This is a genomic window from Dyella sp. (assembly GCF_036568765.1).
Classification (GTDB): Bacteria; Pseudomonadota; Gammaproteobacteria; order Xanthomonadales; family Rhodanobacteraceae; genus GSA-30.
In genome coordinates this window covers 1-8,179 of the sequence record NZ_DATCRY010000063.1, presented here as the reverse complement: position 1 = coordinate 8,179, position 8,179 = coordinate 1, and the positions used below count along the sequence as shown (strand labels likewise).

General features: G+C 63.2%; 7 protein-coding genes. 5 read left to right on the top strand and 2 right to left on the bottom strand.

Features of this window, described 5'->3' with window-relative positions; translation table 11 throughout:
- The 5 genes from VIM98_RS05160 to VIM98_RS05140 all read left to right on the top strand — a co-directional run bounded on the left by VIM98_RS05160 (position 1) and on the right by VIM98_RS05140 (position 5,739).
- Entirely contained in the window at positions 1–1,203 is a 1,203-nt protein-coding gene (locus tag VIM98_RS05160; RefSeq protein ID WP_331992027.1) for a dipeptidase, read from the top strand.
- A complete protein-coding gene (locus tag VIM98_RS05155) occupies positions 1,200–2,723 on the top strand; it encodes a serine hydrolase domain-containing protein (RefSeq protein WP_331992026.1) in 1,524 nt (507 codons plus the stop codon). Before VIM98_RS05160 ends, VIM98_RS05155 begins: the two co-directional genes overlap by 4 nt.
- The gene (locus VIM98_RS05150) at positions 2,720–3,424 is read left to right on the top strand and encodes a M15 family metallopeptidase (RefSeq protein WP_331992025.1); all 705 of its coding nucleotides are present in this window, start codon (positions 2,720–2,722) and stop codon (positions 3,422–3,424) included. The genes VIM98_RS05155 and VIM98_RS05150 overlap by 4 nt, the downstream gene beginning before the upstream one ends.
- An 8-nt stretch (positions 3,425–3,432) precedes the next feature.
- Positions 3,433–4,476, top strand: coding sequence for a serine hydrolase domain-containing protein (locus tag VIM98_RS05145; RefSeq protein ID WP_331992024.1), 1,044 nt, complete (start codon positions 3,433–3,435; stop codon positions 4,474–4,476).
- Between the two features lie 255 nt (positions 4,477–4,731).
- A complete protein-coding gene (locus VIM98_RS05140) occupies positions 4,732–5,739 on the top strand; it encodes an alpha/beta hydrolase (RefSeq protein ID WP_331992023.1) in 1,008 nt (335 codons plus the stop codon).
- Here VIM98_RS05140 and VIM98_RS05135 read toward each other — a convergent pair whose 3' ends face one another.
- Entirely contained in the window at positions 5,740–6,420 is a 681-nt protein-coding gene (locus VIM98_RS05135) for a hypothetical protein (RefSeq protein ID WP_331992022.1), read from the bottom strand.
- A 31-nt stretch (positions 6,421–6,451) separates the two neighbouring features.
- The gene (gene trpE / locus VIM98_RS05130; protein WP_331992021.1) at positions 6,452–7,927 is read right to left on the bottom strand and encodes an anthranilate synthase component I; all 1,476 of its coding nucleotides are present in this window, start codon (positions 7,925–7,927) and stop codon (positions 6,452–6,454) included.
- Positions 7,928–8,179: the final 252 nt, after the last annotated feature.

Genomic DNA, 8,179 nt, shown 5'->3' with positions numbered 1-8,179 from the left:
ATGCATGCCATGCCGTCACGCGCCCTGCTCGCGCTCGCCCTCGTCTTTGCGTGTCCCGCGCTCGCTGCGCAAGATCCGCCGATCGCGATCGACACCCATGTCGATATCCCGCTCAACTACATGCGCGAGCCTCGCTTCGATGCAGGCGGACACAGCGTGTTGCAAGTAGACCTGGACAAGATGCGCCAAGGCGGGCTGGATGCAGCGTTCTTCATTATCTATGTCGAGCAAGGGCCCCTGACCGACAAGGGATACGCGCGCGCCATGGCGCAGGCCGCACGAAAGTACGACGACATCGATCTGATGCTCAAACGCTATCCGGCGCGGATCCGCCTGGCTCGCACGCCCGATGAAGTCATGGCAAACAAGGCGGCGGGGCGCCTGTCGGCGATGATCGGTATCGAGAACGGTTACTCGCTCGGCCACCGCATTAACAACCTCGATGCCGCTTTCGAACGCGGTGCGCGCTATATCGGCCTGACTCACGTCGGCAATAACGACTTGTGCAGCAGCTCCATGCCGACGGCGGACCTGGGCGATCCGCCGATTACCGATACGGGGCTCACCGATTTCGGGCGCGAAGTCGTCAAGCGCGCCAACCGGCTAGGCATCATGGTCGATATTTCACACTCGTCCGACGCGTGCGTGCGCGATGTACTTGCGTTGTCGACCGCACCGATCATCGCCTCCCACTCGGCCGCGCATGCGCTGGTCAATCATCCGCGCAACCTGCCCGACGATCTGCTCCGCGCGATCGGCGCCAAAGGAGGCGTCGTGCAGGTCGTTGCGTACAAGGGTTTCCTCAAGCTCGACCCCGGACGGGAACTGGCGGAGAAAGCCCTGCAAGCCCAAGTGGCGCGGCAAGCCGGCGACAAACGCTACGACAGCGAGAAGCACGATTACCTGCCGGCCTATATCGCCGGCATGAAGGCCATCGATGTACGCTTCCCGCTGCCCACGCTCGAGGACTATGTCGCGCACATCCGGCACGTCGCCGATGTGGCCGGTATCGACCACGTCGGTATCGCCTCGGATTTCGACGGCGGTGGCGGCATCGACGGCTGGGCCGACGCCACACAGACACGCCAGGTGACCGAGGCCTTGCGCAAACACGGTTTCAGCGATGCGGACATTGCCAAACTGTGGGGCGGCAACCTGCTGCGCATGTGGCGCGCGGTAGACGACAAGGCGACCGCGCCGTGAAGCGCTGGCTGGCTTTCGGTCTCGCGCTGGCCGGCATGGCACCGCTGCACGCGGCCACCAGCGATTACGACGCAGCCTTCGAGCAAACCATGGCACGGTATCGCCTTCCGGGCCTTGCCGTCGGCGTAATCGATCACGGCAAGGTGGTCTATACGCGCACCGCGGGCGAACTGGCCGCCGGCAGTGGCCACAAGATCGACCGTGACACGCTGTTCAAGATCGCCTCCAACAGCAAGGCCATGACGGCGGCCCTGCTGGCCCGGCTGGTCGATGAAGGCAAGCTGCGCTGGGACGATCCGGTCACCAAATATTTGCCGGCCTTCCGCATGGCCGATCCCTGGGTAACCGCGCATATGCAGGTGCGCGACCTGCTGGTACATCACAGCGGTCTGGGCGAGGGCGCCGGCGACCTGATGCTTTGGCCCGAGCCCAATCGATTCACGCGCGGCGACATCATCGCCGGGCTCGCTTATCTCAAGCCCAAGTACGAATTCCGTGCAGGCTACGCTTACGACAACTTGCTGTATGTCGTGGCCGGCGAAGTCGCCGCGGCGGCCGGCGGCGCACCTTACGATGTCTTGCTGCGGCGAGAAGTGTTCGAGCCGCTGGGACTCGCGCGCTGCCAGGTCGGCGCATGGAAGCGCGATGCGGTCGGCAACGTCGCCCAGCCGCACGATGCACGCGCCACTGTGATCGACGCCGATGGCGAGAATGTGCCGGATATCGTGTCGGCAGCGGCTGGCGGCGTGCGTTGCAGCCTGGACGATATGCTGGCCTGGGCAAAAACCTGGGTCGCGCCCGACCGTGGACAGACAGCCTGGCTTTCCACAGTGCAACGCGAAGCCGTCTGGGCACCGCAAACGCCGATGCCGATCTCGGCGCGCCGGCGTGCATGGGATCGCACGCAAAGCTACGCCTACGCGCTGGGCTGGCGATTGGCGGACGTCGACGGGCAATGGACCGTCTCGCACACCGGCACGTTGTCGGGCATGTACTCGTCACTGACCTTGTTACCGCAGTGCCAGGCCGGCTTCGTCGTACTGATCAACGCGGATGCCGAAGACGCGCGCAGCGCGTTGAGCGAAGCTCTGCTCAAGACATTTACCGACCCCGGCCAAGGCCACACCGTGGAGGCCTATGCCAAGCTGATCGACGAAGAAACGAAAGCCACCGCGCACACGCACGGACCCGATACCAGCGACCGAACGCCTGTCACGCCCGGCGAGTTGGCAACCCGGACCGGCCAATGGCGCGATGCCTGGTTCGGCGACGTCAGCCTGTGTGCCGATGGCAAGCGCGTCCGATTCGCCTCGCTCAAATCGCCGCGTCTCAGTGGCACTGTCGTGCGCAGCCACCATCGTTACATGGTTGCCTGGGACCATGGCAATACCGATGCCTGGCTGTCCTGGACGGAGGGCGCACAGCCGGCCATGCGTCTGGCAAAGGTCGATCCCAAAGCGGATTTCAGCGACGACTTCGAAGATCTCGAATTCCACCGCAGGGGAGCCTGCGCGCCATGAAGCGCTGGAGCTGGCTTGTCATAGGCCTGACTGCCACGGTGTTGCATGCCCAACAGCCTACGCTGTCGCCCGCCCAAAGCATGACCGAGGCCGGCATGATCGATATCCGTAGCCTGGTGCCGGATATCGCCGAAAACATGCGCTATGCCGGCAGCGATAATTTTGTCGGCACACCGGTCGACGGATATGGTGCCGCGCGCTGCTATCTGCTGCGTCCGGCCGCCGAGGCGCTCGCCAACGCCGAACGTGCGCTACGACGCGAACACAAGCGACTGCTGCTGTGGGATTGCTACCGACCGGCACGCGCCGTGCGCCACTTCGTGCGCTGGGCGGACGATCTTGCCGATCAGCGCACGCGTGCGGCGCACTACCCCAACCTGGACAAGCGCGCCTTGCTCGGCGATTACATCGCACCGGTGTCCGGACATAGCCGAGGTGCCACGATCGATCTCACCGTGATGCAATGCGACGCCGAAGACAGGCATTGCCGCCCCTTGGCAATGGGTACGGACTTCGATTTCTTCGATCCCAAGGCGAATACCGATTCACCCAAAGCCACGCCCGCCGAACACACGCACCGCCTGCAGCTGCGTGCGGCCATGGAGCGCGCGGGCTTTCGCAACTACCCCATGGAGTGGTGGCATTACACGCTGTCGCCCGAACCGTCGCCGAATCTGATTTTCGATGTACCGATCCATTAGGAGCCGTCATGCGCCTGCTTCCTATCGTCATCGCGCTTGCGCTATGCCTGTGTGCGTGCCGGGCGTCCTCGGATGTCGATCGGACAATGCAGGGATATAGCGGCGACGTACCAGGCGCTTCGGTGCTGGTATTGCGCGATGGCGTAGCGCTGGTGCGCAAGAGCTATGGCATGGCCGAGCTGGAGACGCGGCGTGCGGCGACGCCAGCCACCGACTATCGCCTCGCATCGGTCACTAAGCAGTTCACGGCTGCTGCCATCTTGCTGCTTCGGCGCGAAGGCAAGTTGGGCCTGGACGATTCCATCCGGCACTGGCTGCCGAGTCTGCCGGCCGAGGACCAGACCATTACCCTGCGCCAGCTGTTGACGCATACCTCGGGATTGATCGACTACGAGGATCTCATTCCCGCAGATCGTACGACACAGCTCGACGACAACGATGTATTGAACCTTTTGAGTGCCGAGCATCGACTTTATTTCGCGCCCGGTAGCGCGTATCGCTATAGCAACTCCGGTTATGTGTTGCTTGGACTGGCGATCGAGCGCGCATCGGGACAGCCTCTACCGGCATTCCTGAAGCAACGCATCTTCGAGCCGTTGGGGATGAACCATACGTTGCTGTATCAGCGCGGCGCCGGTCCTGAAGTCGCCGAGCGCGCGTTCGGTTATAGCCAGGAACATGGCGCCTGGGTGCGTACGGATCAGGATCTGACCAGCGCGACACGTGGCGATGGCGGTGTTTATTCGTCCATCGACGATCTGGCCAAGTGGGATGCAGCGCTGTATGACAACCGCCTGTTGGATGCGAAGTCGCGCGAAGAGGCGTTTACGCCGCACACCCCGACTGACGATCCAAATGTGCGCTATGGCTATGGCTGGCGGATTACCGGCGACACGGTGTGGCATTCCGGGGAGAGCATTGGCTTTCGCAATGTCATCGTGCGATGGCCGAAACAGCATGTGACGGTGATCGTGCTGAGCAATCGGAACGAGCCTGAGCCTTATCGGATGGCGTTGGAAATTGCCGGGCCGTATCTGCGCTCGGCTCCGTAGGGCCCTCACCCCAACCTCCGGCAAGCCAGGGGAGAGGGTGCCGACTGCGGCGAATCTCGGTTTTCCGCACTTGCGTAACCTGCTCCCTCCCTTGTTTACAGGCTCCCCATGCAAGCAGGAGGAGGAGCGGCCGTTGCGACTGCCCGAACGGAGATCCCACCCGCCTTTTATCCAAATAAAGCATGTCAGCTATGCACAGAGGCCTCCCACATGCATGGCTATACTCGGCCATCCGCAGAAACCCCGGGCAAGCGTATGCTCCGCCAAGCTTCCATCGCGCTATTACTGACGGCGGCCATCCACGTCGCCCACGCGCAAGACACACCCAAAACCGTTCCGCTCGGCGCGCGCCTGGAACACTACGACTACCCCTACCCCGTGCACTGGTTCGAAGTGCACACCCAGGGTCACGACCTGCAAATGGCTTACATGGACCTGCAACCGACCAAGCCCAACGGCCAGGCGGTTGTCCTGCTCCACGGCAAGAATTTCTGCGCCCCTTACTGGACCGCCACCGCCGAACGCCTGCGCGAGGATGGTTATCGCGTGATCGTCCCGGACCAGATCGGTTTCTGCAAATCCTCCAAGCCGCGCGACATCCAGTACAGCTTCCACCAGCTTGCTGCCAATACGCGTGGCCTGCTGGCAAGCCTGGGCATCGACAAAAGCATTGTGATTGCCCATTCGATGGGCGGCATGGTCGGCGCTCGCTACACGCTGATGTTCCCCGAATCCGTCAGCAAACTGGTGCTGGTCGATCCGATCGGCCTGGAGGACTGGAAAGCCAAGGGTGTGCCGTGGCGCAGCGTCGACGACTGGTACAAGAACGAGCTGAAGACCAGCTATGCCACGATCAAGGCGTACCAGCTCAAGAGTTACTACGACAACCATTGGCAGCCGCAATACGATCGCTGGGCGCTGCTGCAGGCAGGCATGTACGATGGCGATGGACGGGAAACCGCGGCGTGGGCGGGCGCGCTGACCTACGACATGATCTACACGCAACCGGTGATCGACGAATTTCCGCGTATCCGGGTACCGACCGTGCTGATCGTCGGACAGGCAGACCGCACGGCGTTGGGCCGCGATATCGCACCGCCCGCCGTGGCGGCAAAGCTGGGCGACTACCCGGCGCTGGGCAAGGCAGCCGCGCAAGCCATACCCGGCGCACGATTGATTTCGCTCGACGGCCTGGGGCACGCTCCGATGCTGGAAGCACCGGAGCGGTTCTACAAAGCGCTGGACGATGCGCTGGCCCGCTGATCAGGGCTTGATCGGACGCGGGCCGAAGGCGAGCACGTTCGCAGTGTAGGTCTCCACCACCAGGCTGAACGGCTGGTTGTCCTTCCGGTACAACACGGCGCTGTGCTCGAGCACGTGCGGCGCGATCGCCATCGGCTTACCGGTCGGCGGCGGAAGCTGCGCATCGGTCTCCCAGCCGTTAGGCAACGGCGACCACAACAAGCCGGCGGACAAGGTCTGGCGATGAAAGCCCAGCGACTTGACCACCGTGCCGAACGGCACATCCGTGCGATCGAGCTGCTCGTTCATTTCCGGCGTGAGCCGCGAAGGCACATACCAGTTGTCGGCATCGGACAGCACCCAATCGCCGCATGCCAGACGCACACGGCGATAGCGCACCGGTTCATCCGGACCGATGCCAAGCAGCTCGCGATCGGCCGTGGGCAAAGGCTTGTCTTCGCCGAGCACCCGATGCGCAACGATCTTCGGCTCGGCCGCCATGCGATGGGCATCGCACCATTCCTGCAGCGTCTGCGTCGCGCTGGAGTGGCTGAGCAGATTGGCGTTCAACGTCTGCAGCAAGGCCAATACCTGGGCGCGCTCGAGAGCGGTGTCCTTCCAGACCGGGCCAGCTGGCTCGCGCGCATTGGCAACGACAGTGAGCAACATCAAAGCGAGAGGCAACAAAAGCAATTTACGCACGACAACTCCTCAAACAATGCGGCGGCGGCGCTCATAGGCCTTTGGCCGCCTGCGCTACGGCTCGGAACAAGGCTCGCCCCTTGTTCATGGTCTCTTCCCATTCTGCCGTCGGATTGGAGTCATAAACGATGCCCGCACCCGCTTGAACATGCAGGCGTCCGTCTTGAATGACCGCGGTGCGAATGGCAATTGCCGTGTCCGCATCGCCCCACCAGCCGATCCAGCCGATAGCACCGGCATAGATGTTGCGCTTGTAGGGCTCGAGCTCCTGGATGATTTCCAGCGCACGAATTTTCGGCGCTCCGCTGACAGTGCCGGCCGGAAAGGTCGCCTTGAGCACGTCCATATAACTCAGGCCCGGAGTGAACGTGCCCTGCACTTCCGACACGATGTGCATGACATGGGAATAGCGCTCGATCACGAACGATTCGGTGACTTCCACCGTACCGGTTTGGCTGATCCTGCCCACATCGTTACGCCCCAGGTCGATCAGCATCACATGTTCGGCGCGCTCTTTCGGGTCGGCCAGCAAGTCCGCTTCGAGCGCCTTGTCTTCCGCCTCCGTCGCGCCGCGTTTGCGCGTACCGGCGATCGGACGCACTACCACCTTGCCGTCCTTCAGGCGCGCGAGGATTTCCGGCGATGAGCCGACGATCTGCGTATCGCCCAGGTCGACGAAGTACATGTAAGGCGACGGGTTCATCGCACGCAAGGCGCGATACACATCCACCGGCCGCGCGTTGAAACCCACGCTCAGACGCTGCGAAGGGACAACCTGGAATACATCGCCAGCGCGGATGTATTCCTTGGCGCGCTCGACCATGGCCTCGAACTCTTCCTTGGTGAAGGAGGATTTGAAGTCGGCCTCGTCCAGCGCTACCGATTGAGTCTGCTGCGGATACGCCGAGCCGCTGTGGCGGAGGCGGTAGACCAGCGCATCCAGCCGGCGCTGCGCCTTGGCATAGGCCTGCGGCTCGCTCGGATCGGCGTGCACGATCAAGTACAAACGGCCCTTGAGGCTGTCGAATACCGCGACTTCCTCGGCCAGCATCAGCAAGATATCCGGCGTGCCCAGTTCGTCAGGCCGATCCCACTGCGCCAGGCGCGGCTCGATGTAGCCGATGGTCTCGAAGCCGAAATAGCCGACCAGGCCGCCGCTGAACACCGGCAACTGCGGTAGCCGCGGCACGTCGTACTGCAGGCGTAGGCGCTCGATCTCGGCGAGCGGATCCTCCAGATGCCGACGCTCGACGACTTCACCGGCGTCCTCGACCTCCAGCTCGTGCCCGCGCAGCCGGTACACGCGCCGCGCTGGCAGACCGATCATCGAATAGCGTCCCCAGGTGGCTCCGCCCTCGACCGATTCGAACAGGAAGGTATAGGGGCCGTCCGCCAGCTTCAGATACACCGACAAGGGCGTATCGAGGTCGGAGAACACCTCGCGCACCAGCGGAATGCGGGTATGGCCCTGGGCCACCAGTGCGTCGAACTCGTCTCGGGAGATCACGTGGGAGATCCGGTTTGATTTTTGGGTCAAACGGCGATTGTAGGGGGTGGAGGTGGTTTTAGTGAGGGGTGCGGGTGGGTTGTGAGGTCGGCCCCTGTACGTCCGGCCTCACCCTCACAATCGCGTCCGCGGCATGCTACGCAGCCGCAGGCTGAAGACCACGCCGCTGCCGTCCTCCAGGTTGCGGGCATCGGCGCTGCCGTCATGGCGCTCGGCTACCAGGCGCACGACATAGAGCCCCAGGCCCAGATG